At 71.6% G+C, this 23,825-nt stretch carries 26 protein-coding genes and 1 tRNA gene; 8 read left to right on the top strand and 19 right to left on the bottom strand.

Going from position 1 to position 23,825, the window contains the following annotated elements:
* Positions 1-56: 56 nt before the first annotated feature.
* Positions 57-551: a MarR family winged helix-turn-helix transcriptional regulator gene (locus ITJ68_RS11490; protein ID WP_194661368.1), complete on the bottom strand. Its 495-nt coding sequence runs from the start codon at positions 549-551 to the stop codon at positions 57-59.
* 108 nt (positions 552-659) lie between these two features.
* Here ITJ68_RS11490 and ITJ68_RS11485 point away from each other — a divergent pair.
* The 3 genes from ITJ68_RS11485 to ITJ68_RS11475 all read left to right on the top strand — a co-directional run bounded on the left by ITJ68_RS11485 (position 660) and on the right by ITJ68_RS11475 (position 2,449).
* Positions 660-731: transfer RNA gene (locus tag ITJ68_RS11485), tRNA-Gln, on the top strand.
* 681 nt (positions 732-1,412) lie between these two features.
* Positions 1,413-1,976 (top strand): hypothetical protein, encoded by a 564-nt coding sequence (locus ITJ68_RS11480; protein WP_194661367.1) that lies wholly within the window; start codon positions 1,413-1,415, stop codon positions 1,974-1,976.
* Between the two features lie 137 nt (positions 1,977-2,113).
* Entirely contained in the window at positions 2,114-2,449 is a 336-nt protein-coding gene (locus tag ITJ68_RS11475) for a hypothetical protein (RefSeq protein WP_228505238.1), read from the top strand.
* A gap of 228 nt (positions 2,450-2,677) precedes the next feature.
* Here ITJ68_RS11475 and ITJ68_RS11470 read toward each other — a convergent pair whose 3' ends face one another.
* Both ITJ68_RS11470 and ITJ68_RS11465 read right to left on the bottom strand, forming a co-directional pair.
* Positions 2,678-3,367, bottom strand: a complete 690-nt coding sequence (locus tag ITJ68_RS11470) for a hypothetical protein (RefSeq protein WP_194661365.1) — start codon at positions 3,365-3,367, stop codon at positions 2,678-2,680.
* Positions 3,367-4,692 (bottom strand): AAA family ATPase, encoded by a 1,326-nt coding sequence (locus tag ITJ68_RS11465; RefSeq protein WP_194661364.1) that lies wholly within the window; start codon positions 4,690-4,692, stop codon positions 3,367-3,369. Before ITJ68_RS11465 ends, ITJ68_RS11470 begins: the two co-directional genes overlap by 1 nt.
* Before the next feature lie 583 nt (positions 4,693-5,275).
* On the opposite strand from ITJ68_RS11465, the gene ITJ68_RS19580 reads away from it, so the two are divergent.
* The 3 genes from ITJ68_RS19580 (at position 5,276) to ITJ68_RS11450 (ending at position 7,525) form a co-directional block, all read left to right on the top strand.
* On the top strand, positions 5,276-5,833 hold the full coding sequence (locus ITJ68_RS19580; RefSeq protein ID WP_194661363.1) for a hypothetical protein: 558 nt from the start codon (positions 5,276-5,278) through the stop codon (positions 5,831-5,833).
* Positions 5,834-5,934: 101 nt separating this feature from the next.
* Positions 5,935-6,804, top strand: a complete 870-nt coding sequence (locus ITJ68_RS19575) for an SMP-30/gluconolactonase/LRE family protein (protein WP_194661362.1) — start codon at positions 5,935-5,937, stop codon at positions 6,802-6,804.
* A 79-nt stretch (positions 6,805-6,883) separates the two neighbouring features.
* Complete coding sequence (locus ITJ68_RS11450) at positions 6,884-7,525, top strand: hypothetical protein (RefSeq protein ID WP_194661361.1); 642 nt, start codon at positions 6,884-6,886, stop codon at positions 7,523-7,525.
* A 16-nt stretch (positions 7,526-7,541) separates the two neighbouring features.
* Here ITJ68_RS11450 and ITJ68_RS11445 read toward each other — a convergent pair whose 3' ends face one another.
* The 11 genes from ITJ68_RS11445 to ITJ68_RS11395 all read right to left on the bottom strand — a co-directional run bounded on the left by ITJ68_RS11445 (position 7,542) and on the right by ITJ68_RS11395 (position 18,236).
* Positions 7,542-7,952 (bottom strand): cupin domain-containing protein, encoded by a 411-nt coding sequence (locus ITJ68_RS11445; protein ID WP_194661360.1) that lies wholly within the window; start codon positions 7,950-7,952, stop codon positions 7,542-7,544.
* An 8-nt stretch (positions 7,953-7,960) separates the two neighbouring features.
* Positions 7,961-9,457 (bottom strand): AMP-binding protein, encoded by a 1,497-nt coding sequence (locus ITJ68_RS11440; RefSeq protein ID WP_194661359.1) that lies wholly within the window; start codon positions 9,455-9,457, stop codon positions 7,961-7,963.
* Entirely contained in the window at positions 9,457-10,602 is a 1,146-nt protein-coding gene (locus ITJ68_RS11435) for an MSMEG_0565 family glycosyltransferase (RefSeq protein WP_194661358.1), read from the bottom strand. The genes ITJ68_RS11440 and ITJ68_RS11435 overlap by 1 nt, the downstream gene beginning before the upstream one ends.
* A 13-nt stretch (positions 10,603-10,615) precedes the next feature.
* Positions 10,616-12,046: an MSMEG_0567/sll0787 family protein gene (locus ITJ68_RS11430; RefSeq protein WP_194661357.1), complete on the bottom strand. Its 1,431-nt coding sequence runs from the start codon at positions 12,044-12,046 to the stop codon at positions 10,616-10,618.
* Between the two features lies 1 nt (position 12,047).
* Positions 12,048-13,121 carry an MSMEG_0568 family radical SAM protein gene (locus ITJ68_RS11425; RefSeq protein ID WP_323743290.1) on the bottom strand — a complete coding sequence of 358 codons (1,074 nt, stop codon included), beginning with the start codon at positions 13,119-13,121 and terminating at the stop codon, positions 12,048-12,050.
* A 3-nt stretch (positions 13,122-13,124) separates the two neighbouring features.
* On the bottom strand, positions 13,125-13,673 hold the full coding sequence (locus ITJ68_RS11420; RefSeq protein WP_194661356.1) for an MSMEG_0572/Sll0783 family nitrogen starvation response protein: 549 nt from the start codon (positions 13,671-13,673) through the stop codon (positions 13,125-13,127).
* Positions 13,674-13,875: 202 nt separating this feature from the next.
* A complete protein-coding gene (locus ITJ68_RS11415) occupies positions 13,876-14,724 on the bottom strand; it encodes a carbon-nitrogen hydrolase family protein (RefSeq protein WP_194661355.1) in 849 nt (282 codons plus the stop codon).
* A 25-nt stretch (positions 14,725-14,749) separates the two neighbouring features.
* Positions 14,750-16,030 (bottom strand): MSMEG_0569 family flavin-dependent oxidoreductase, encoded by a 1,281-nt coding sequence (locus ITJ68_RS11410; RefSeq protein ID WP_194661354.1) that lies wholly within the window; start codon positions 16,028-16,030, stop codon positions 14,750-14,752.
* Entirely contained in the window at positions 16,027-16,326 is a 300-nt protein-coding gene (locus ITJ68_RS11405; protein WP_194661353.1) for an MSMEG_0570 family nitrogen starvation response protein, read from the bottom strand. The genes ITJ68_RS11410 and ITJ68_RS11405 overlap by 4 nt, the downstream gene beginning before the upstream one ends.
* On the bottom strand, positions 16,319-17,224 hold the full coding sequence (locus tag ITJ68_RS11400; protein ID WP_194661352.1) for a carbon-nitrogen hydrolase family protein: 906 nt from the start codon (positions 17,222-17,224) through the stop codon (positions 16,319-16,321). The genes ITJ68_RS11405 and ITJ68_RS11400 overlap by 8 nt, the downstream gene beginning before the upstream one ends.
* A 142-nt stretch (positions 17,225-17,366) precedes the next feature.
* The gene (locus ITJ68_RS11395) at positions 17,367-18,236 is read right to left on the bottom strand and encodes an alpha/beta fold hydrolase (protein ID WP_194661351.1); all 870 of its coding nucleotides are present in this window, start codon (positions 18,234-18,236) and stop codon (positions 17,367-17,369) included.
* 83 nt (positions 18,237-18,319) lie between these two features.
* Between ITJ68_RS11395 and ITJ68_RS11390 the strand changes: the two genes are divergently transcribed.
* Together ITJ68_RS11390 and ITJ68_RS11385 are read left to right on the top strand one after the other, a co-directional pair.
* On the top strand, positions 18,320-19,018 hold the full coding sequence (locus ITJ68_RS11390; protein WP_194661350.1) for an HAD family hydrolase: 699 nt from the start codon (positions 18,320-18,322) through the stop codon (positions 19,016-19,018).
* Positions 19,015-19,680: an HAD-IB family phosphatase gene (locus ITJ68_RS11385; RefSeq protein WP_323743289.1), complete on the top strand. Its 666-nt coding sequence runs from the start codon at positions 19,015-19,017 to the stop codon at positions 19,678-19,680. Before ITJ68_RS11390 ends, ITJ68_RS11385 begins: the two co-directional genes overlap by 4 nt.
* A 33-nt stretch (positions 19,681-19,713) precedes the next feature.
* On the opposite strand, the gene ITJ68_RS11380 is transcribed toward ITJ68_RS11385, so the two are convergent.
* Genes ITJ68_RS11380 through phnL form a run of 5 tightly spaced genes read right to left on the bottom strand, consistent with a single transcriptional unit; the run spans position 19,714 to position 23,825 of the window.
* On the bottom strand, positions 19,714-20,598 hold the full coding sequence (locus ITJ68_RS11380; RefSeq protein WP_194661349.1) for an oxidoreductase: 885 nt from the start codon (positions 20,596-20,598) through the stop codon (positions 19,714-19,716).
* Positions 20,595-21,185, bottom strand: a complete 591-nt coding sequence (gene phnN / locus ITJ68_RS11375) for a phosphonate metabolism protein/1,5-bisphosphokinase (PRPP-forming) PhnN (protein ID WP_194661348.1) — start codon at positions 21,183-21,185, stop codon at positions 20,595-20,597. Before phnN ends, ITJ68_RS11380 begins: the two co-directional genes overlap by 4 nt.
* Positions 21,182-22,357, bottom strand: a complete 1,176-nt coding sequence (locus tag ITJ68_RS11370; protein ID WP_194661347.1) for an alpha-D-ribose 1-methylphosphonate 5-triphosphate diphosphatase — start codon at positions 22,355-22,357, stop codon at positions 21,182-21,184. Before ITJ68_RS11370 ends, phnN begins: the two co-directional genes overlap by 4 nt.
* The gene (locus ITJ68_RS11365) at positions 22,354-23,103 is read right to left on the bottom strand and encodes a DUF1045 domain-containing protein (RefSeq protein WP_194661346.1); all 750 of its coding nucleotides are present in this window, start codon (positions 23,101-23,103) and stop codon (positions 22,354-22,356) included. Before ITJ68_RS11365 ends, ITJ68_RS11370 begins: the two co-directional genes overlap by 4 nt.
* Positions 23,100-23,825 carry a phosphonate C-P lyase system protein PhnL gene (gene phnL / locus ITJ68_RS11360; protein ID WP_194661345.1) on the bottom strand — a complete coding sequence of 242 codons (726 nt, stop codon included), beginning with the start codon at positions 23,823-23,825 and terminating at the stop codon, positions 23,100-23,102. Before phnL ends, ITJ68_RS11365 begins: the two co-directional genes overlap by 4 nt.

Below are 23,825 nucleotides of genomic sequence, written 5' to 3'. Positions count from 1 at the left end.
AGGGCTGCTCGTTGGTCCGATCGGACGAAGCGCGATGGCGTCGGGCCGGGGGCTCGTCAGTCGCCGAGGCCGAGGATCAGCCGACGGAGCAGTCCCGCGAGCTGGTCCTGTTCGCCGCCGGACACCACGGTCAGGATGTCCCGCTCGGCCTGCAGCAGGTCCGCGATCGCGGAGTCCACGGCCGTCCGACCAGCGTCGGTCAGGGACACGAGGATGCCGCGGCCGTCCTTCGGGTCGGTCCGGCGAGCGACGAGCCCGCGCGCCGTGAGCCGGTCTACCCGATTCGTCATCGTGCCGCTCGACACCAGGGTCTGCTGCAGCAGGGTCTTCGGGCTGAGCTCGAACGGGTCACCCGCGCGCCGGAGTGCCGACAGCACGTCGAACTCCCACGGCTCCATGCCGCTCGCGTCGAACGCCGCCCGCCGTGCCCGGTCGAGGTGTCGCGCGAGCCGGTCCACACGGGAGAGCACCTGCAGCGGCGCGAAGTCGAGGTCGTCCCGCTGCCGTCCCCAGGCCGCGACGATCCGATCGACTTCGTCCTGGTCCGGCATCCGTCCATCATGGCCGGTCGGGCTGCGCACGGCCACTGCGGCGCACGGACCTCGGCGCACGCCCACCGTCCGACGCATGGGAAGATGGACGGGCGCCCCCGGGCGCGTTCCGCCTTGGTGTAATGGCAGCACGACGGCCTTTGGTGCCGTTAGGTCTGGGTTCGAATCCTGGAGGCGGAGCTGCCGGGTGAACCGAGTTTTCGGTGCTCGACTGGGGACTTTTCGGGGCCAGGAGTGGCGCCCCGAAAATGCGGTCGGACGTGAACCCCGTTCTGCCTGGAGTACTGGGCGAGAGCCGAGGCCACCGCCTGCGCCTGCTCCTCTGCTGGTCATTCGAGGTCCTGTTCGACGCGTACCGGGTCGGCGGGACTGATCGCGGACCAATGCGGCAGCGCTGGTGGCTGAGCCTCGGTCGGCAGACGTGGCCAGCACGAGCGACGACGCGGAGAGGGCCGATACGACCATTTGATCGACCATGAGCACGAGGCTCAACTCGACGGAAGACGAATTGTGCGGACATCCGCCGTTGTTCCGTCGATGACACGAGGGGCGTCGCATGCAGTCGCCTAGCAGCTACGTTGAGCGGAACCACAGTTTCGACAGACGCTCAATGAAGGAATCCGCCTCACCATGATCTCGAAGCAGACGTTCGCTTCGGCCGCGCTCGGAGGGGCAGCCCTGCTCCTCCTGGCCGGTTGCAGCACGTCGTCCACCTCCAATGTCGCTGCAGGAGCCGTCAGCGAGTCCCCGACGGCCTCACCGACTCCCACCCCGACGGCTGTAGCGGCCCTCCCGTTCAACGCTGGCGGGTACCTTGCAGGCAACGCGACGCCGAAGGTCGATGCCGGCGCAGCCGGCAAGGTGTCCGTCGTCGCCACCGCGCCACTCGACTCCGACAGCATCGGGAGCGGCATGCTGCCCTTCGCGTTCCGGAACAACACGTCGTCGCCGATCTCGCACGTCGATTTCACCGGCACCGCGTCGGTCGGCGGCAAGTTGGTCGCCAGTGGCTCGAGTCAAGGCACGATACCGGCGCAGGTGAAGCCGGGCGAGGCCGGCTTCGGCTACATCTACTTCGAGGACGTCTCGTCGATTCCCGCATCCGGAGTGCAGTACGACTTCAAGGCGTCGACCATGCCGGCAGACGTCTCCTCGTACAACACCGCCCCACTCAACGTCACGCAGGCGGACAACAACGGAACGTCGATCATCGGCGGCGCGGTGAACAAGACGGGGAAGCCGCTCGCCGGTCCGTACTCCGTCGGTGTGTACTGCTTCAACGGAGACGCCCTGTCGACGTCAACCATCGACTACGCCACCGAGACAGGCGACATCGAAGCGGACGCGACCGTCTCCTTCAGCCATGACCTCTACGACGAACCCTGCGACACTTTCGCCGTCGGCGTCTCGGGGTACTTCAAATGAACCGTCTCCTCGGTCCCCTCGCGCTCGCGACGGTTCTCGCACTGACGGGCTGCAGCGCTGCAGATGCCAGCAACGCGCCAACCGAGGCAGCCGTCGACTCCACCAAGGCAGCTTCAGCCACCCCAACACCGGAACCGGTGAAGGTCCCTGATCTAGCGGGAGCCTGGAAGCAGAACAACTCCGCGAGCGACGACGGCTGGATGGCCGCGAACATCTCCGGCGGCACCGTCACGGCGAACTTCGTCACGGACAGTGGCGACACCACGTCCTTGTTCTGGGTTGGGACCTTCACCGCACCAACTGACGACACATCGCCGTACACCTGGACGTCGACGCGAGACACGGCAGCCACCGACACGGCGCTCCTGGCATCGACCGACGCGACCAAAGTGTTCACGTACGAGGACGACGAGATCAGCTTCCCAGTGAGCATCGCGGGCAGCACCACCATCGTCCGGCTCTCGAAGGAGTAGCCGGTCCCACGCGTGAGGCGACCGTGGGAGCCGCCCATACTTGCATCCGTTGCGCGCGGCCCCAACGCACGACACGACCCCATGGTGTCGAAACATTGAGCGCTACCGGCGTGCCCGCTTCACCATGCCTTTTTACCGTCGAATGTTCGCAAACGGCAGCCAGCCGTCGTGGACCGCGAGGAACCCGGTCAACAGCGCAGACCCACCCGACCTGATCGCGAGTGGCGGTCAGGTGGAAGGTTCGAACCGCGCGGCGAGCGTCAAGTACGTCGTCGCGTACTCGACGGTTTCCGCCTGCTCACGAAGCCTGCTGGCGACGAGAGCACGTTGCGCAGCTGAACCATTCCAGAAAGCCCGTACCACGATCTCGAGATCCCCAAGAACCCTTTTCCGAACTTCGACGAGCTCGGGAGCATTCACGCGCACCACGGAGTCGAGCACATCTTGTGCGCCGGCCGGCATTCCCGGTCGTGCGACGGCCTTCCCTGAGCGCTTGATGTCAACGAGGCGGTCGCCGTCCCAGTCTCGAGGATTCCTGAAGGTCTCGCAGATGTCGGTGTTGTATTTCGTGACGTCACAACGATGGAAAGACTTGTCGAGGGGTTCCTCGCCGTTACAGCAAAGCAAGAAGTTCTTCCAGGTCGTGGAAGCCTTAGTTTGCGTGGCCGCGCCGCTTCGAAGCTTGCAGACGGAGGACCACACATTTCCGTTCTGCGGGTGGAAGTGCTCGATCCGGGTCTGGTGATCGTCGCGGTCCCAGTGTCGGAGTCTGCGTTCGCAGTATGCACAGCGCCCGCCCTGTTGCTCCCATAGCACTCGTCGGATGGCGCGTTCCGACGAGAATTGGTCGTACTCCTCGCGAGCTGCTCGGAGTTCAGCGAACTCCTTGGGTGGCCTGTGAGCTGTGATCCGGCGCATCAGTCTCCAAGACCGTAGAAAGTCATGCTGGCGTCGGCGCGGGAGAGTTTCGGGACGTTCGAAACTCCGCCGAGTTCCTCGTCGAGCTGCTGGCGGAGACGCACCGCGGGAGCTTCCTGTCCCGCGCCATTCTCGACGAGGTCCATGTACTTGGCGAGAGTCTTGTTCACTTCTAGGTTTGGCTCGGCCTGCGTGCCAAGCACCTTTTCCATCACAATGTCGCTGCGTAGGCCGGCCGAGTAGTCGACGCGACGAATGGTCTGGCCGTCGATTATGCGGATGTGCTCGGCGTCCACCGTCGATAGCACCTGAGGGCTATGTGTCGTTACAATGAACTGCACGCGTGGGAATGCAGTTCGCAGCTGGGGAACGATGCGCTGCTGCCAGGTCGGGTGGAGATGCAGGTCGACTTCGTCGATCAAGACGATGCCTAGGGCCGATTCGAGGAGCTGCTCTGCTCCGAGGTGAGGGTTCGCTCGAGCCAGTCGGCTGACAAGGTCGACGACGAGTCCCACCGCGATCTTGATGCCACTCGAAAGGAGCGACAGCGGAAGGACGCTCTGGTCGTCGTGCGTGAGAGTCAATTCCTCGACGACGGGGCTCCATTCGGGCCGATGCCAGCCCGTTCCTTCTAGGACGCGATCCGCTGCGATCGTGATCGCCCGGATCTGCTCAGTAGCGGCCTCGGCGTCCCCTCCGCGTCGCTCCGCGGCGAACTCCGCGAGTGTCAGTGCACGCAGGTACGCCGAGAGGCGCGTCAGATCGGACTTTCCGGTCAGTGCTGCGTCGTACGCGCTCGACCTTGCTCGGGTAATCGATCCCGACGCCTTTCTGACACCGAGCAACCGCTCGACTCCGTAGAGCGCGAGAATCGGCAACGGCTGGGTAGGACCAGCTTCGGCTTGAGCGCGCTCCCATGTCGCTCGGGCAATGTCTCCGACCGCGCCGTTCCGGTCCGCCCAAGTCGTCCGGCCGCTCGCCCGCTGGCGACTGCGGCTCCACCATAGCTCGGCCCCCGCAACAGTCGCCTCTACCAGGGCAGAAACCGGGTAGACCGCGTCCATCGACGCCACCCCGCCTTGAGAGAGCAGGTCGCGGGCGGTTTCTCGTACGTCTGAATGCGCGAACCCTCGTGTGTCTCCGCCGAACTCTCGAACGATGGATCCGAGCATGATCGCGACGGCGTCGAGAACGGCGGTCTTGCCGACACCATTCACGCCGACCAGTACGGTCAGGGACGGGTGGAAGTCAATATTGAGGTGCTCGAAGCCACGAAAGTTGGTTAGCTCGAGCCTGTCGATGTGCCAGTCACCCGTCTGCGCCATGTCGAAATCGTAGGGCACCGCCAGTCGCCTGAGTCGTGCCCGGTAGCGTGTCGGAGCATCGGCCCAGACGTGACGGGGAGGAATCGTCCGCCCCTCAGGACGTCATCGAGAGGGCATTCGGCCCGCTGCGAATCCGCTCTATCTCGTCTGCCGCAAGTGGCTCTCGCTGCTCGCCCGACGAGGTTCCTCGAGTTGCTTGACCTCTGAACTGCGTGCGGAGGTTTGTCGACGGAGTCGGTACGGCGCATCCGGCCGGACCCCTCCGCACGGTGGGCAGCGTTTCAGGGCGCTGCTTGCCCGCGCCGAGTGGCTGGCGACTGTCTGTGCAGCTCGGAGAAGCCGGTCGGGCCGCCGCAGGAGGTTCCCAGAGCACAAGTTGAGCGCCCGTCCGGGCGCCTGCCCTGGCCGGGGGCACCCTCGCCACGCTGCGCCGTCGCGGGACGCGGGCGGGCCCCCACCGAGCCTCCCCGTCCGACGATTCTCCGGCGAGACGGAATACCTGACGCGTCAGGTAGCCGCGAGGGAGGTCTCCGCGTTCCTCTACCTCGGCGCCGGGCCGAGGCCGTTCGCCCAGGCGACCGTGGTGTACGCCGGCGACGACCTCGGTGCGGCGGTCCCGGAGTTGGAGCGATTCGTCCGGCTGACGGGCACCGCGGGCCAGCGGTCGATGGTCGTGCCGTACTCGGCGGTCCCGCTCACCAGCGGCGCTCCGCACACCGGGCAGCAGCGCGCAGCGGCCCACACCGGCCTGGCCGTCCACCTCGACGACGACCTGTCCGCGCGGATCGCCGTGCTGCTCAGGGCTGGCGGTGCGGAGATGGTCCAGATCCGGTCCGTCGGGGGAGCGGTCAACGACCTCGATCCGGATGCCACCGCCTACGCGCACCGCCACCAGAACTTCTCGGTCACGGCCGTGTCGGTGGACGGCGGCCCGGCGTTCGACCGGGCGTGGGAGCCGGTGCACGAGCGCATGGACGGCATGTACCTCAGCTTCGAGAGCGACCACCGGGCCGAGGCGGTCGCCGAGGCCTTCCCGCCGCGGACACTCGCGCGGCTCCGCACGCTGAAGGCGCGGTTCGACCCGGACGACGTGTTCGACCAGAACTTCGACGTGACGGAGACGGCGCGCTCCGACCGCTGAGCGTCCACCGGGTCTCCCGCCCGGCAGGCGGTCGCCGCGCCCCGACCCCAGCCGGCGTCGTCACCCGGACGACGCCCTGGCCCGCCTGGCAGGCTGATCGCGTGCACATCACCCTGGACTCCACGACCGCGACCGACGTCGTCACCGGCATCCGCTTCCCCGAGGGCAACCGCTGGCACGACGGCCGGCTCTGGTACTCGGACATGCACACCGGTGAGGTCTTCTCGCTCGACCCCGCCTCGGACGCCGGTCCCCGCCTCGAGACGACGGTCGACGGCCAGTCGTCGGGCCTCGGCTGGCTGCAGGACGGCCGCCTGATCGTCAGCGCGATGGAGGCCCGCACCATCGTCGCCGTCCAGCCCGACGGCTCACAGAGCGTGTACGCCGACCTGGCACCGATCGAGTCGTCCCTCATCAACGACCTGGTCGTCGACGCCGCGACCGGCCGGACCTACGTCGGTGCCTTCGGGTACGACCTGTACGCCGGCGAGGAGCTCCGCCCCGGCCCGCTCTACGTCGTCGAGCCCGACGGTTCGGCCCGCCTGGCTGCCGACGGTCTGGTCTTCCCGAACAGCGCGAGCGTGCTGCCGGGCACCCGCACGCTGGTCGTCAGCGAGACCTGGGGCGGCCGCCTGACCGCGTTCGACATCGAGGCCGACGGCTCCCTGACCGGCCGCCGCGAGTGGGCGGCGCTGCCGGCAGGCGTGACGCCGGACGGCAGCACCGTCGACGCCGAGGGCGCCGTCTGGGTGTGCTCGGTCGACACCGGCGAGTTCCTCCGCGTGGTCGAGGGCGGCGAGGTCACGGACCGCATCGACGCACCGGGACGCTGCGCGATCGACTGCGCCCTCGGTGGCCCCGACGGGCGCACCCTCTACCTGGCCACCGCCGACAGCTACGACCCGGCCACCACCGCGCAGACGCGCGCCGGGCGCATCAGCGCGGTCCGGGTGACCGTTCCTGGTCCCTGACTGATCGACGGACGGGAGGCTCGTGGCGGCGCCGTCACGAGCCTCCCGTCCGGCACGGGTGGGCCCTAGGATCGCGACCATGAGCGACGAGACGCGTCCAGCCCGAGCCCTGGCCACCGGTGTCGCGTCGGGGCTGGTCCTGATGGCCGTGTTCTCGCTCTGGTGGGCGAGCGACACCTTCACCGGGTGGCCGACGCCGGTCGCGACGGTGGTCATGGTGGTCAGCGCCGTGGCGGCGGTCCTGTTCCTCGTACAGGCGGTCCGGCTCCTCGTCGCCGGCCGACGCATGTCCACCGTGCTCAGCGCGTCGGACCAGGCGCGGAAGCCGAACGGCGCGCTCTTCGGGGCGGTGTTCGGCGCCGAGGGGCTGCTCATCGGGGTCGCGGTCGGGGTCCTCGGGGCGAACGGCCTCGACCGGTTCATCGTGCCGACCATCGCGGTCATCGTCGGGCTGCACTTCTACCCGATGGCGCGCGTGTTCCACCGGTCGATCGACACCTGGATCGCGACGTGGACCACCCTCGTGGGGCTCGCCGGCGTGGTCGCCGTGCTCGCCGACGGTTCGGCGTGGCCGCTCGCGTGGTCGTGGGTCGGTGCTGGTGCCGCAGCCGCGACGCTGTCCTACGGCGGCTACATGACCCGGTTCGGGCAGCGGCTCCTGGCCCGGTCCGCGGAGGCCGCTTCCACGGTCGCTGCACCGCGGCCGACCGTCCAGGGCTGATCCGGCGTCCGCGCGCTCAGGTCAGGTGCGGCGGGTACGGGTGGACCGCGTCCTCTTCGTAGGCGATGTCGAACGGCTTGTTCGTGATGAACAGGAAGGTGACGTCGCCGTGTTCGGTGGCGCCGTGTTCCATCCAGCCGCCCTCCGGGAACCACACGAACGAGCCGGGGCCATGGTCGCCCTGGTGCGTGTGGAGGACGCCGTCGAGGACGTACATGCCGTGGGCGTGCGAGTGGGTGTGCCACTTGTTGACGAAGCCCGCGGGGTAGCGCATCTTGAAGACCTGCATACCCGTGTCCGGGTCGCTGACCAGCGCCTTGCTGGGGATCTCGGCGCCGGTCTGCGGGACGACGAAGAGGTCCCAGGGCGCTCGGTTCGAGTCCACGACGGTCACGTCGAGGACGTTGGTCGGGGCAGGTGTGGTCATGGTGTTCCTCACGGTTCTCTCGGTGGCGGTGGCGGTGGCGGTGGCGGTGGCGATGGCGATGGCGGTGCCTGGTCGTCCACCGCACCTCGATAGCGGGCGCGGCGGACCTTCCCGGTGTCGTCGCGCAGCGGTTCGCGGACGATGACCCATTCGCGAGGCCGCCGCTCGGGGTCCAGGCGCTCGGCGGCCCAGCGGGTGAGGTCGTTCTCGGCGAGGTCGTGCTCCCCGACGTCGACGACCGCGCGGACCCGCTCGCCGAGGTCGTCGTCCGGCACCCCGACGACGACGCACGACCGGACGGCGGGGTGGGCCTCGAGCGCGGACTCGATCGCGGCCGGCCAGACGTCGACGCCGCCGGAGACGATCCGGTCGTCGGCGCGGTCGGCCAGGTACAGGTAACCCTCGTCGTCGAGGTGGCCCATGTCCCCGAGCCCGTGCCACTCGTCCGCGGCGGGCTCCGGTCGGCCGAGGTACCGGTAGGTGGCGGGCCCCGGTCGGGTGAACTCGATGCGTCCGATCTCGCCCGGTCCGGCGAGGGTGTCGTCCGGTCGGAGGACGCGGACGGAGGAGCCTCCTGCCGCCCGCCCGACGGAGCCTGGCCGCTCCACCCACTCCCGACCGGTGATCATCGTCAGCCCGTTCGACTCGGTGCCGGAGTACACCTCGACGACCCGGTCGGGGCCGAGCCAGTCGATCCAGGCACGTTTCACGTGCGGCGGGCAGGTGGACCCGATGTGCAGGACCGACTCGAGCGAGGACACGTCGGCGCTCTCCAGGCGGTCCGGACCGAGCGCGGTGACGCGCGACATCATCGTCGGCACGAGCATGCTCCACGTGACCCGGTGTCGCTCGACGGCCGCCAGCCAGGCTCGGGCGTCGAACCGGGGGAGCAGGACGAGCTCGTGCCCGGTCATCAGGCCGCGCATCGCGTAGACGAAGGGCGCCGCGTGGTGCAGCGGACCGGCGACGAGCTGCGTCGCGTGCCGGGGGACGAACGCAGCGACCCGGCCCTCCCGGTCGACGTGGGCCGAGGCCGCCGCGACGACGACCTTGGGGGTGCCGGTGCTCCCGCTGGAGGTCGGCGCCTTCCAGGACCGCGCGGCGGCGTCCGGGAGCACGGCGACGTCCCCGGCCCCGGAACCACAGCCGGTGAGGGGCATCGACCGGTGCCGCGCCATCGGCTGATCGGTCAGGACCAGTGCCGGTCGGACGAGGTCCAGCACGGCGTCGCGGTCGTGCGGCGGCAGTCGGGGTGACAGCGGCTGGGGCGTCGCGCCGGCCTTCCACGCCGCGACGGTGGCGACCACGGTGTCCACGCTGTTGGACCCGATGACCGTCACGAACGCGTCGGGGGTGACCCCGGCCTCCAGGAGGAGCCAGGCGAGCCGGTTCGACCGGTCCTCGAGCGCCCGACGGTCCAGCCGGGTGACGCCGTCGTCGACGGCGAGCCGGTCCGGGTCCTCCGCCGCGAGTGCGGTGAAGGCCCGCGAGATCGAGACGCGCATCAGGCGGGGACCGCGTCGGATCGCACGCGGCCGATCGGTACACCGCCGGAGCGGTCGAGGAGCCGACCGTACAGCTCGACGTGCGCGGCTGCGGCGGCGGTCCACGAGTAGCTCGCTGCGAGCGCTCGTCCCGACAGTGGGTCGACCGGGTCGCGCAGCGCGGACCCGAGCGCGTCGGCGATGCCGTCGACGTCCGCGGCGAAGGCGACGGTGTCGCCGAACACCTCGCGGAGGACGGGGAGGTCCCGCGCGACGACCGGGACGCCGGCGGCGAGCGCCTCCATGGCCGCCAGGCCGAAGCCCTCCTTGGTGGAGACGAAGGAGAAGGCGGCTGCGCTGGCGACCAGGGCCGGGAGGCTCGGGTCGTCGACGACGCCGAGTTCCGTCACCGGGACCCCGCGGTCCCGGACCACGGCGTCGAACTCGGCGCGGTAGGGCCGGTAGTCGAACAGGGTCTCGCCGCCGGCGAGGACGAGCGTGACGTCGTCGTGGCCGCGGGTCCGGAGGAGGTCGTAGGCGCGGAGCAGGTCGATGGTGCCCTTGCGCGGTTCGATGCCGCCGACGGCGAGGACGTACCGGCCGAGTCGGTCGGTCCACGCTGCCCGGGCTGCCACGGCCGTCGGGGTGCCGGCGGCGGCATCGGTGAACCGGGCGGCGTCGACGCCGTTCGGGATGACGGTGGCCGACCGGTCGTAGGACGCCGTGACCTCGGCGGCGACCGATCGGGACACGCAGACCAGGGCGGCCGGTTCGCGGACGGCCCGGTCGTGGCAGGCGACGAGCTGCGCGGTCGTGAACGTGTCGAGGTGGTGGACGGTGCGGACGGCGCCCGCGCAGGCGTTCGACGAGATGCAGTCCTGCGCGTGGACGACGTCGAAGCCGGACAGGTCGAGTCCGGCACGGAGCGCCTCGATCGACCGGACGATGCGTTCCCCGACGGTCTCGTCGGGGGATGCGTCGGGGAACGGGACGACCTGCATGGTCACCCTCGGGTCGACGGCACGGAAGAACACCTCGTCCCCGCCTCGGCCGAGCGTGCCGACGGTCACGTCGTGGCCGGACGCGGCGAGGGCCTCGGCGAGCGCGAGCGTGTGGACCACCCCGCCGCGGGGCTTCGTGGAGTAGGTGAGCAGGGCGATGCGCATCGGCGGCGCGCGGTCAGCCGGCGAGCGCGGTGGTCCCCGTGGCGGGGCCGAGGCCGGTGACCGAGCCGGTGACCGCGACGGTCTCCTCGCCGTCGGGCCACCGCAGCCGGACGCCGGGGGTGGCGGTGAGTTCGCCGCACTCGGCGGTGACGGCGGCGGCCGAGCGCATCCGACCGGCGCCGGGGTCGTCGGCGGTGAGCATGGCGAAGCCGGGGAAGCAGCCGAGCCAGTCGGCGGTGGTGGCGAGCCGCGGGGTCGGGACGTCGACCACGTCGAGGACGGCCCCGCAGCCGGACGCCTCGGCGAGCATGCCGGCGGTCCCGACGATGCCGGCCATGCTGACGTCCTTCGCCGCGTCGGGTCGTGCTCGGGCGACCGTCTCGGCGAGGTCGCGCAGGGCTGCCCGGTCGCGTCCCTCGGTGCTGTTCCACTGCGCACCGCGGTGTCCGGTGCGCCATCCTCCGGTCAGGTCGGCTGTGAGCGTCAGACGCTGTCCGGCCCGTCCGCCGCCACCCGGCACCGGGTCGGTGGTGCGACCGAGCGCGGTGACCGACAGTGCTGCGGGGACGCCGAGCTGCGTGTGGCCGCCGATGATCGGCACGCCCCAGGCGTCGGCTGCCCGGCGGAGTCCGCGGACGACCCTGGCGACGAAGGACGCGTCGCGGCCGGCGACGGCGTCGAGGAGTGCCGTCGGGGTCGCGCCCATGGCGGAGAGGTCGTTGACGTTGACGAGGACGCCGCACCACCCGGCCCACTCGGGGTCCCGTTCGACCATGCTCGGCAGGATCGCGTCGCAGGCCGCCACCACGTCGGTGCCGCTGACCGGGGCGCCGTCGTCGCCGACCCACCCTTGGCCCCCGGGCTGGTCGTCGCCGAAGAGCCCGGCGAGGTGTGCCTTGGTGGTGTCGACGAGCCGCTGGTACCGGTCGATCGGCCAGCGCATCCGCAGGTGCGGCACCCCACCGATGACGTCGGTGCCGGTGACGTGCCAGCCGATCCGTCGGAACAGGACGGCCGCGTGCTCCTGCACGACGGCGTCGAAGCGGAGGACCCCGCGCTGTTCCGCGAGGGCGCAGGCCGCTCGGACGAGGGCGGGCCCGATCCCGGAGACGTTGCGCGCGGTCGGCGCGACGACGAGCCGGCTGCCGGTCCACCACCCCGTGTCCCGGATCGTGGCGGGGGCGATGCGGACGCCGCCGAGCACCGTCCCGCTGCCGTCGGTGGCGCGCGCGACGAGCACCACGGTGCGGTGGTCGTCGTCGAGGTCGTCGTGGTCGCTGCCGGCGAAGAGCCCCTGCTCGTCGACGAACGCGTCGCGACGGAGCCGGCGGTGCTCGGCGACCTCGCGGCTGTCCGCGATGCCGACCACCCAGGCGGGGTCGGCGGTCGGACCCGGTCGGACCGGTGCGGGACCCGTCAGGGCGGGGACGTCGAAGACCGGCACGTCAGGCTCCCGTCGTGCTGAGGACCGAGCAGGCTCCGCACGCGGCGCAGCCGGCGGCCTGGTCGGCGCCGCGCATCCCGGCGGCGAGGAGGAGGTCGGAGACGCGACGGGTGACGTCGTGCATGACGTCGCGCGCCGGGGTGGTGGCGCCGTCGACGTCGACCGCGAGCGTCCCGCGGATGGGACGGAACGGCACGATGAACGGGTAGACGCCCATGTCGATGAGCTCCGCGGCGGACGCGACCAGCTCGTCCGGGTCCTCGCCCATGCCGACGATCAGGTAGGTCGAGACCTGGTTCCAGCCGAACACCCGGACCGCCTCACGCCAGGCGGCGCGGTACTCGTCGAGCGGGACCCGGGCCTTGCCGGGTGTCCAGCGGCGCCGGACGTCGTCGTCCATCGACTCGACGTGGATGCCGATGCTCCGCGCACCCGCCTGGTACAGGTCGGTGATCGTCGACAGGTCCGCCGGTGGCTCGCACTGCACCTGGACGCCGAGCTCGGGGACGCGCTCCTTGATCGCGCGGACGCAGCGGGCCAGGTGTGTGGCGCCGCGGTCGCGCCCCTTCGACGTGCCGGTCGTCATCACCATCTGCGTGACGCCGTCGAGCCGGACCGCTGCCTCGGCGACCTCGGCGAGCATCGCCGGCGTCTTGACCGCGATCGTGCTGCCCGCACGCAGGGACTCCTCGATCGAGCAGAAGCGGCAGCGTTCTGTCTCGTCGTACCGCATGCAGGTCTGCACGACGGTCGTCGCCAGGACCGAAGCGCCGTGCAGCCGGGCGATCTGCTCGTACGGGGTGCCGTCGGCCGTCGCCATGTCGTAGAAGCGCGGGCGCGACACCGGTTCGACCGACAGGCCGAGGTCGGCGCCGTCGAGCATGAGCTTGCCGTCGGCGACGGTGTACGGGCTGGTCGCGTTGACGGGCAGTGCGGCCTGCAGGCCCTCGAACAGGACGTGGCCGTCGTCCGAGGGGCCGGCGCCGCCCTCGCGGTGCACGGGGGCGGCGACGCGGACCCCGAGCAGCGAGAGGGCGACGCGGTGACCGACGGCCCCGTTGTTCGTGATCGTCACGGGTCAGACCATGTAGGTGCTGTTGATGATCGCGCCCTTGCGGGCGTAGTGGATGACGGCGTCCTGGACGTCCAGCGGGTGACACGGGGTCACGCCCGCGATGAGGTCCTCCTCGCGGTTGCCGTGCAGCGCCAGGCCGAACCGGCAGCAGAACACCGTGCCGCCCTCGGCGATGAAGGTCTCGAGGGCGTTGTTGATGTTGTTCTCGCCCGGGAACCCGTCGGACCCCGTGGTCGGGAAGCCGCGGTTCGCGATGCAGTTCATCGCGCCGGGGCCGTAGAAGTAGAGGACGCTCGTGAAGCCCTTGCGGAGGGCCCGCGTGGCCTGCAGCACGGCGACGAACGACACCGAGGACTCGTGCGCGATGCCGTGGACGAGCTGGAAGTAGTACTGGTCCGGCGTCGCGGTGTAGTCGGGGAAGACCTTCGTCGAGCCGTAGATGTTGCTGCCCTTCGGCAGGGACGGGTGCGCGATCTCGTTGCGGGACTTCTCCGCGTTCTCCGCGACCAGGGTGTCGTGGTCCAGCGTCTCGGCGGTCGTTGCATCGGTCATCGGGTGCTCCCAGGGCTCAGCGTCGGATGTGCCGCCCGGCGGGTGCTCCTGGCGGTGGTCCAAGTCTGTGTCGAGGCCCGTTTCGGACTGGTTTCACCTGGAACAACGATGCGTTTCGTCGATGACGTTCTGGTTTCTGGCCCTGGTGGCGGCCGGATGACGGCCGGTGACGCCTCGCCCGCTCCGTGCCGTCGCCCGGCTCTCAGCGCAGCCGGTACGCGCCGGTGACCCGCTGCGCCGCGTGGTCGAGCGACCGCCGGGCCCGCGCGATCGTCGCGTCGACGTCCACCTCGGCGACCGCCATCCCGCCCTTCGCCCAGGTCTTCGCGATGATCTCCCCGCCGGGGTCGACGATCTTCGCCTGCCCGAGGAAGCGGAGGTCCCCGAGCACGCCGGTCTGGTTCGAGGAGACGACGAACACCTGGTTCTCCGCGGCGCGGGCGCAGTCGTAGAGGTCGAACAGGTGCGCCTGGCGGTCCGTCCGGATGCGGTCCGAGCGGTCGGTGACGCTGGCCGGCCAGGCGCTGAGACACGCGATGACCGCGGCTCCGTCGAGCGCCAGGGTCCTGGCGGACTCCGGGAAGGTCTTGTCGAAGTCGATGAGCATCCCGATGCGGCCGGCCGGGGTGTCGAAGGCCCGGAACGAGTCGCCCGCGACGTACGCCTCGGACTCGCCGAGGGGGAGGTGCACCTTGCGGTGGGTGCCGAGGACCCCGTTGCCGGTGACGCACACCGCGGTGTTGTACCGGACGGGCACCCCGTCGACGACACCTCGCTCGGAGATCCCGAACGCCACGGTCATGTCGCCAGCCATCGCGGCGACCGCACGGACCTCTGGGCCGTCGAGGTCGATGGCCTCGGGGATGCCGTCGGCGGCGGACGCCGGGTGGTGCAGGTCGAGGAGGTAGCCGCCGATGGTGGCGTCGGGCAGCACCAGGAGGTCGACGCCGCGCTCGCGGCCCTGCTCGATGATCCCGGGGAGCTTCGCGAGCGTGCGGCTGACGTCCCGCCCGAAGTGCGCGGCGACGGCTGCCATCGTCACGGTGGTCACGGCCCCAGCGTAGGCCGTGGCCGGGTCAGGGCGCCGGCTCGGGGACCGCCGTCCGGACCGGCGACGTCCTGACGGTCCGCGCGATCCCGGCCGCGACGTGCTCGGCGTCCCGCGCGACGGCGTGGAAGCGGCCGGAGCCCCAGGTGTGCATCCACGGCAGCCCGATGAACCGGAACCCGGGGACGCTGGTCTCGCCCCGGTCCTGCAGGGGGAGCCCCTCGGGGTCGAGGACGTCGAGTGCACCGAGCCAGGACCAGTCCGCGCGGAACCCGATGGCCCAGATGATGGTCGCGACCTCGTCGAGGCGCAGCGCCGACGGTCCGGGCTCCGGCTGCCACACGGGCACGTACCGGGCCTCGGCGGGAGCGTCGATGCCCTCGCGGGCGATGTACGCGTCGATGTCGTCCTTGATGGAGTCGGCCACCGAGTCCGCGTGCGCGAGGTTCGCCGCGAGGGTGTCGTCGAAGTGCACGACGCCGTCCTCGATGCCCGTGGCGCGGCCGTGCAGTCCCATGCCCTCGCGGGCGAAGGCGCGCAGGTCGACGTCCCGTCCGCCGTCGCGCCCGGTGACGTAGTGGTTGGTGGACTCCCGCTTGGCGAGCCCCCGCGTGGCGATCGGGATGTCGTAGACGCCCATCTCGGCGAGCCACGTCATGCAGTCCCTGCCGCGGTGGAACCGGGCGACCCGCGGCGCCCGACCGACGGCGAGGTGCACCTGGCGGCCCTCGAGGTGCAGGTCCTCGGCGATCTGCGTGCCGGACTGGCCGGTCCCGATGACCAGCACCGGGCCTCCTGGCAGTGCTGCGGCGTTGCGGTACTCGTGCGAGTGGACCTGGTGCACGTGTGCCGGCACCTCGGTGGCCCACGTCGGCACGACGGGGCGGTGGTAGCCGCCCGTCGCCGCCGTCACGGTGTCCGCCGTGATCGTGCCCGCGGAGGTGGTGACGACGAACACCCCGTCGGGACGCCGGGTCACGAGTTGCACGGTGACGCCCTCGGCGACCGGCGCGTCGAACGTGTCGGCGTAGCGGCGCACCCAGGCGTGCGTCTCGTCGCGGGTCATGAAGCCGTCCGGGTCGTCGCCGTCGTACGGGTACCCGGGGAGGTGGCAGTGCCAGTTCGGGGTGACGAGGGTGAAGGCGTCCCAGCGCCCGTCCCGCCACTCGTGCGCGACGGAGTCCCGCTCGATGACGACGTGCCGCACACCCGCTTCGACGAGGCCGTGGCTGACCGACAGGCCCGCCTGCCCGCCGCCGACGACGACCGCCTCGTGGTGGTCGCCGTCCCGGATCGTGGTCGGGATCACGCGGGTGCCCCTGCGACGGGCGGTTCGAGCGCGGTGACCGTCACGTCCCCGAGCGGGGTCCGTGTGGCGGCCAGCGCGATCGACTCCTGCGTGTGCATCGCCGACGTGCACGCGAAGCCGTACTTCGCGCGGACGCGTTCACTGGCGATGTCGAGCGCTTCGGTGGCCCGACGGACGAACTCGGCGACCGGGTAGGCGGAGCCCGCGTCGAGGAAGTCGTGCATGACGAGGCTCGGTGAGTAGTAGGAGGCCTCGGTGCCGTCCGGCCAGCGGACCGCGAACTGCATCTCAGGCATGTGCGAGCTCCTGCCAGCCGGTGACGGACGCGCTGTCGGACTCGCTCACCGGGCCGTAGAGGTCCGGCCGACGGTCCCGCAGGTGGAACATCCCGCCGCGCATGCCGCGGAACGTCTCGGCGATGTCGATCTCGGCCACCGCCAGCCCGGAGTCGAGGAACGTGTTCGCGAGCACGTTGCCACCCGGGTCGACGACCTTGGCGTTGCCGACGTAGCGGAGTGACCCGAAGGTGCCCGACTGGTTCGACGCCATCCAGAACACCTGGTTGTCGAGCGCCCGTGCGACGTCGAAGGTGTTGTGCCGGTAGGTCCAGCGGTCCTCCTGCAGGTCCTCGGCCGTGGCGGTGCGCGCGGCGGGCCAGGCGGAGAGGCTCACGATGACCTCCGCGCCGTCGAGCGCGAGCATGCGAGCCGCCTCGGGGAACGCCTTGTCGTAGCAGATCTGCAGGCCGACGCGGGCGAGCGGGGTGTCGAAGGCGGCGTAGGAGTCACCGGCGGCGTACGACATGTGTTCCCCGAGCGGCTGGTGCACCTTGCGGTACGAGCCGTACACCTGGCCGCCGTCGAGGCAGACCGCCGCGTTGTACCGCGTCTCACCGTCGTCGCCGAGCTCGCAGAACCCGATCGCGACGAGCATGTCGCCGGCGAGCTCCTGCACCCGCCGGATCTCCGGGCCGTCCAGCCGGACCGCCGGTGGCAGCGACCGCTTGGTCGTGGCCACGGTGTCACCGTGGTTCCCGAGCGAGGAGAGGTACCCGCCGATCGAGGCCTCGGGGAACGCCACGAACTGGACACCCCGCGCGCGGGCCTCCGCGATCGTCTGCTCGATGAGCGCGTAGTTCTGGTCGAGGTCACGACTGAAGTTCGCCGAGACCGCCGCGACGGTGATGGGGGACATGCAGCCAGTCTGAGCAGCGGGTGTTACGGATTGGTTTCCGTCGGAATGAGAGATCGTTACGACGGGCCGCAGCAGGTGGTCCGGGCTGACAGCCGGGAGGCTGTGGTGCGGTGGGACAGGCCGGCCTGCCACCGCGGGTGCTTCAGAGGTACTGCGCGATCGCGTCGGCCACCGCACGCGGGTCCTCCCGCTGGACGAAGTGGCCGACCCCGTCGAGCTCGACCAGGCGACGGCCCGCTGGGAACCACGGCGCGTTCGCGCGGGCCATCGTCGGTGTCTCGCAGCCGTCCTCCAGCCCGATGAGGAACGTGGTCGGGACGGTGATCGCCGGCCAGGCGTCGAGGACGGCCTGGGCCGCCTCGTAGCGGGGACTGCCCGGCGCCTCGCCCGTGCCGTGTCGGTAGTAGTGGACGACGAGGTCGGCGAAGTCGTCGGTGTCGACCGCTCGGAGCACCTGGTCGAGCGCGTCGGCGGACAGCGGGAGCGACGGTGACCAGTGCTTCCACGCCCACCTGACCAGGTCCTCCGGCGCCTGTCGGAAGGCCGCTGCTCCTGTCTCCGTGCAGAGCCAGTAGCGGTACCAGGCCCCCGCGACCTCGTCGAGCGCCGCCTCGCCGTGCAGCAGCGAGGACGGCCCGTACGCCGTGGCGATCGTCACCAGGCCCGAGACGGCTTCGGGCGCCAGTGCGGCCAGGGCGTGCGAGGTGCGGGCACCCCAGTCGTGCCCCACCAGGACGACGGGTCCCAGGTCGAGCTCGTGGAGGAGGTCCAGGAGGTCCGTCGCGAGCGCGGCGACCTGCGCCGACCGGGCCTCCGGGTCGACCACGCGGGTCCCCCCGACCCCGCGGAGGAACGGGCGGATGACCCGGAGACCGTCGGGCAGCGCGGCGACGACGTCGTCCCAGGTGCCCGGGTGGTCGGGGAAGCCGTGCACCAGCACGACGGGTGTGCCGGTCCGCGGGCCCTCGTCGAGGTACTCGATCTCGGTGGAACGGGTGTGCACGAGCGGCATGGTCGAGCCTTTCGGGTCGCGTGGTGGTGTCCATCATGGCGAACCGCGGGACCGACGGACCAGTCGCGTAGCCTGAGCCGATCATGGACGAGCACGCGAGCAGCCCGGTCGTCGCGTTCTTCGACGTGGACAACACGCTCATCCACGGCGCGAGCGTGTTCCACCTCGTGCGGGGGCTGCGGGCCGCCGGGCTCATCACCGTGCGGGACATCGTCGGGGCCGTGTGGAAGCAGGCGCGGTTCAAGGTCCGCGGCGAGAACGACCGGCACCTCGCCTCCGCCCGGGTCCGCGGGCTCGAGGTGCTCACGGGCGTCCCGGTCGCCGACATGGCGCGGCTGGCCGACCAGGTCTACGACCGTCACACCGAGGCCGCGGTCTGGCCGGCGATGGCGCGGGTGGCGCAGGACCACCTCGACCAGGGGCACCAGGTGTGGCTCGTGACCGCGTCGCCGGCGTTCCTCGCCGAGGTCATCGCCGAGCGCCTGGGCCTGACCGGTGCGCTCGCCAGCGGCCTCGAGGTGCACGACGGCATCTACACCGGTCGCCCCGACGGCGAGTTCCTGCACGGGACGCACAAGGCGGCCGCGGCGCGACGGCTGCTCGAGCGGAGCGGCGTGGACCCCGCCGGGTGCTGGGCCTACTCGGACTCCCGGCACGACATCCCGCTGCTCTCCCTGGTCGGACACCCCGTCGTGGTGAACCCCGACCGGCAGCTCGCCGCCCACGCCCGCGCGTCCGGCTGGCCCGTGCTCGACCCCCGTCGGAGCGGTCGACCGGCGTGAGCCCGCGTGGCATCCTGTTCGTCGACATCGACGGCACGCTCGTGCCGTCGGGCTCCAGCAGCAGCTTCCTCGCCGCACGACTCGGGCACCAGCACGAGCTCGACCAGGCGGAGGCCCGGTACGCCAGTGGCGAGCTGTCCAACCAGGAGGTCAGCGAGATCGACGCCAGGGGCTGGCGAGGGACCACCCCGGCGACGATCCACCGGTGGCTCGAGGACCTGCCCGTGATCGCCGGCATCGACGCCGTCGTCGCGTGGTGCGTGGCGCGCGACGTCGAGCCGGTCCTCGCCTCGCTCGCCTGGCAGCCGGTGAGTGCGGCGCTCGCCCGACGGTTCGGCGTCACGGCCAACGGCGGACCGCGCGTCGGACTGGTTGACGGGTCGTACGACGGGACCGTCGCGGAGCACGTCGACGAGCACGACAAGCGCGACCGGGCACTGGCGCTCGCCGCGGCACGGGGGCTGCCGCCGGACCGGTGCTGCGCCGTCGGGGACAGCCGCTCGGACCTGCCGCTCTTCGGGGCCGTCCCGGTGTCGCTCGCGCTGAACGCGGGGGCAGCCGCTCGGGCCGGGGCCACGGATGCCCTCGACACGGACGACCTGACCGCGATCCTGCCGTGGCTGGGACGGTGGGAGCGCGGACTCGACTCCGCCGGTGGCTGACGACCGGGAACCCGGGCTCGACCGCCAGCGAGGTCACCCGGGCCCGTCGCTCGCAGCGGCCAGGAGCGGCACGACGACGTCGGACACCGGCGTCGGGAGCCCGTGCACTCGAGCGCGGCGCTGCACGACGCCGTTCCTGGCGTCCCACTCGAGCGGGAGCCCGGCGACGCGGTCCGCGAGGATGGACGTCCCGAGGTCGGCGGGCCGCGTCCGGAAGCCGTCGAGGATCTCCTCGACCACGGCGTCGTCGAGCGCGGCGCCGTCGGCGCGAGCCACGGCCAGGCACTCGCGGAGGTAGGCCGCGGCGAGGCCGGCGACGTCGTCGCGGGTGTACATGCCCGAGCGGCGACCGGTCAGGACCATCAGCCCGGCGGCGGCGTTCTGCAGCAGCTTGCGCCACGCCGTGCTGTGGAAGTCGTCGGTGGTCTCGACCGTGCACCACGACCCGTCGAGCGCCGCGGCGGCACGGTCGGACGCCGCCCCGGTGGGCAGGGTGAGCCGCGCGGGTCCACGGAGGAGCACCTCGCCGTCGGGCTGGCGGACCGCCGGGAACCAGACCACAGCGGGGACGGTGGTTGCTCCCTGGACGAGCGGGGCGACCGTCTCGACCTGCTCGATGCCGTTCTGCAGCACGCACACGACGGTGTCCGGACCGCAGCACGCCCCGAGCAGCGGAGCGGCACCGGCCACCTGGGTGGTCTTGACCGCCAGGAACACCAGGTCGGACGGACCGTCGACGGCGTCGGGGTCCGTCCGGACCGGACCCGGCACGACGACCCGCTCCGAGCCCCTGCGGAAGCGGAGCTCGTCGCGCGCCGACCGCCCGACGACGGCCGGCGTTCGACCGGCCTGGTGCAGTGCCGCAGCGATGGTCGTGCCGATCGCGCCGGGGCCGACCACCGCGACCCGCGGGCTCATCGTGCCTGTCCGGACGCAGTGGACCGTGCACCGGCCTGCGCCCGCAGGACGGTGGCGAGCAGTGCCTCGCCACCGACCTCGAGGGGCCCGTCGTTGCGGATCTCCACGTCGACCTGGTGGTCCGGGGCGGGATCGGGGCGCTGGAGCCGGGCGGTGACCGCGTCGCCGGACTCCCGACGGCGGGACCGGAGGCGCTCGGCGCGGACCTCGTCCGGCACGGTCACCCGGACCACGACGAGGCGGTCGTAGCGCTCCGCGAGCTCCTCGAGGACACCCCGGGAGACGTTCACGACGACCGTCCTGCCCGCTCGGACGTCGTCGTCGACCTGCGCGGGGATGCCGTAGTCGAGCCCGTGCGCGTGCCAGTGGACGGCGAACGCGCCCGCTCGTGCCGCGGCGGCGAAGGCGTCCGGCTCGAGCGGGTCGTGGTCCTCACCCGGACCGGACGGCCGCGTGACGGTCCGTCGCGGGTACCGGACGGTGTCCGGCGTCCGGTCGTGCGCGTAGGTGATGAGGGCGTCCTTGCCGACGCCGCTCGCGCCGACGACGGCGACGAACGCGCCCGGGCCGATCGGGGTCGACGTCACGAGACGCGTTCCCCGCTGCGGTAGACGCCGCGGACGACGGGCATGCTCCGACCGTTCGGACGACGCTCGTCCGCGGGCAGCGCGTGCGTGGCGACCCGGACCAGGTCCGCGCGCTTGCCGACGGCGATCTCGCCGCGGTCGTCGAGCCCGACCGCGCGTGCCGGGTTCGTGCTGATGAGCCGGGCGCCCTCGGACATGCTGATCACGCCGTCGGCCGCGAGCTGGAACACGGCGTGCAGCGGGCTCGACGGCACGTAGTCGGACGAGAGCACGTCGAGCAGGCCGAGGTCGAGCAGTTCCGACGCCGCCACGTTGCCGGACTGGCTGCCACCCCGGACGATGTTCGGTGCGCCCATCACCACGTGCAGCCCCTGGTCGACCGCGGCGCGCGCGGCCACGACCGTCGTCGGGAACTCCGAGATGTGCACACCGAGGGAGACGGACTCGGCCACGTGCTCGGGCGTCGCGTCGTCGTGGGCGGCGAGGGTGATGCCGCGTTCGGCGGCCAGGGCAGCGATGGCCCGTCGGTTGCGGTCGGCGTGCAGGGCCGACTGCTCGTGGAGCAGCTGCACGTACTGCTCGAAGTCCGCCTCGCTCACCCGGCGCTTGGCGAGGTAGTAGCGCTTGAAGTCCTCGACGTCGGCGTACTGCCGCTGTCCGGGCGTGTGGTCCATGAGTGAAGCCAACCGCACGAACGGGTCGTCGTCGAACTCGTGGAAGGCGTCGAGGCAGTCGGCGGACGACACCTCGCAGCGCAGGTGCACGGCGTGCTCGGCACGGAGCAGTCCTGCGCCCATCGCGGACTCGACGGCCCCGGCCAGTCGGTGCGCCGCAGCCGCGGCGCCGTCGCGCCCGTCGGGCTCCGAGCCGATGCGGACCGCGTCGAACACGGTGGTCGCGCCGGCTGCGGAGAGCTGTGCGTCGTGCGCGAGCACCGCGGGCAGCGGGTCCCAGGAGACCCCCGGCCGCGGGCTGAAGTGGTACTCGAGGTGGTCGGTGTGCAGCTCGACGACACCCGGCATCAGGTGGTCGCCGTCGAGGTCGAGCCCGACGGTCGCGGCCGGACCGGTCGCGACGTCGGCGATGACGCCGTCGCGGACCAGGACGGAGCCGAGCACGGTCTCGTCGCCGAGCACGACGCGGGTGTTGGTGAAGACGGTCTCGCGGGTCATCGTGGTCCTTCGCTGCTTGGGGCTTCGGCGGTGCGGGAGGTGAGGGTGGGGTGGAGCCGGTGTGCGGCGTGCAGGACGAACGGGGCGCCCGGCTCGGGTTCGACGAACACCGCGAGGGCGTCGAGCGGGACGTCGTGTCCCAGCACCTCGTCGAACCAGCTGCGGAGCATGCGCTCGACCTCGGGCTGCTGCCCCGGGGGGACGCGGTCGGTCAGGGTCAGGTGGAACCGGAACTCCTCGAGCACGTACGGGTAGCCGTAGGCGTCGAACAGCTCCTGCTGCCGCTCGGTGAGCGCGGCCTGCTCGCGTCGGGCGCGGTCCGCGTCGGAGAGCGGTGCCCGGAACCGGTCGAACCGCATCACCACGTCGTTCGCGATGGCGTCGAGCCGCGGGGCGGGGACGCCGGGGACCAGCGCGAAGAAGCCGTCGATCCGTGCCAGCGTGAGTGCGGGGAGCACCACGAGCGGTCGACGTGCGGCGAACCGGGCCACGGCGCCGTCGAGCTCGTCGAGGCTGTGTCCCCGCGCGAGCCGGAACGGGGCCTTGAGCGTCCCGTGGAAACCGTAGCGTCGAGCGTCCCGCGTGATCGCGTCGATCGACGACCGGCTGTGCCCGAGCGGCGCCGCGGCCTCGACGGGTTCCCCGGTGATGCTCCGCCCGAGCCACTGTTCCGCCAGGGTGCGGAGCCGCGCAGCGCCGGGGTGCACCGACGGTGTCCCCGGTGCGGCGTAGACGGCTGCTCTCATGCGTCGGCCTGCTCGAGTTCCCGGGCCGCGGCCGGCGAGGACACCGCGACGTCGACCACGCGGTCGGCGACCGCGTCCCGGACCGCGGCGTCGTGGAAGATCCCGAGCATGGCCGTGCCGGTGCGCCGCTTCTCGGCGATCAGCTCCACGACGACGTCGCGGTTCCGTGCGTCGAGGGACGCGGTCGGCTCGTCGAGCAGCAGCAGCGGCAGGTCCGCGATGAAGCCGCGCGCGATGTTGACGCGCTGCTGCTCGCCGCCGGAGAAGGTGGCGGGCGGCAGCGACCACAGGCGTTCCGGGATGTGCACCCGGGTGAGCAGCGTGGCGGCCCGGTCACGAGCCTCCAGGCGGTCGACGCCCCGTTCGAGCAGCGGCTCGGCGACCACCTGGATCGCGGGGACGCGGGGGACGCAGCGGAGGAACTGGCTGACGTAGCCCATCGTGTCGCGACGGGCGGCGATGACCTGCCGTGGGTCGGCGGTGGCCAGGTCCAGCGGCGGGGCGGTGCCGAGCAGGACGCTGCCTCGGTCGACGGCGTAGTTGCCGTAGACCATCTTCAGGACGGAGCTCTTGCCGGCGCCGGACGCGCCCCCGAGGACGACGCACTCGCCCGGGTGCACGCGGAAGCTGAGGCCGCGGAGCACCTCGATGCGCTGGCCGCCCTGCAGGTGCATGGTGAAGGTCTTCTCGACCTGGGAGACGGTGAGGATCGGATCGGTCAT

It is taken from the genome of Curtobacterium sp. VKM Ac-1395, assembly GCF_015350975.1.
In the GTDB taxonomy this organism is placed as follows: Bacteria; Actinomycetota; Actinomycetes; order Actinomycetales; family Microbacteriaceae; genus Curtobacterium.
Note: the sequence above shows the minus strand (reverse complement) of the source record. Positions and strands in the feature narration are given on the sequence as shown.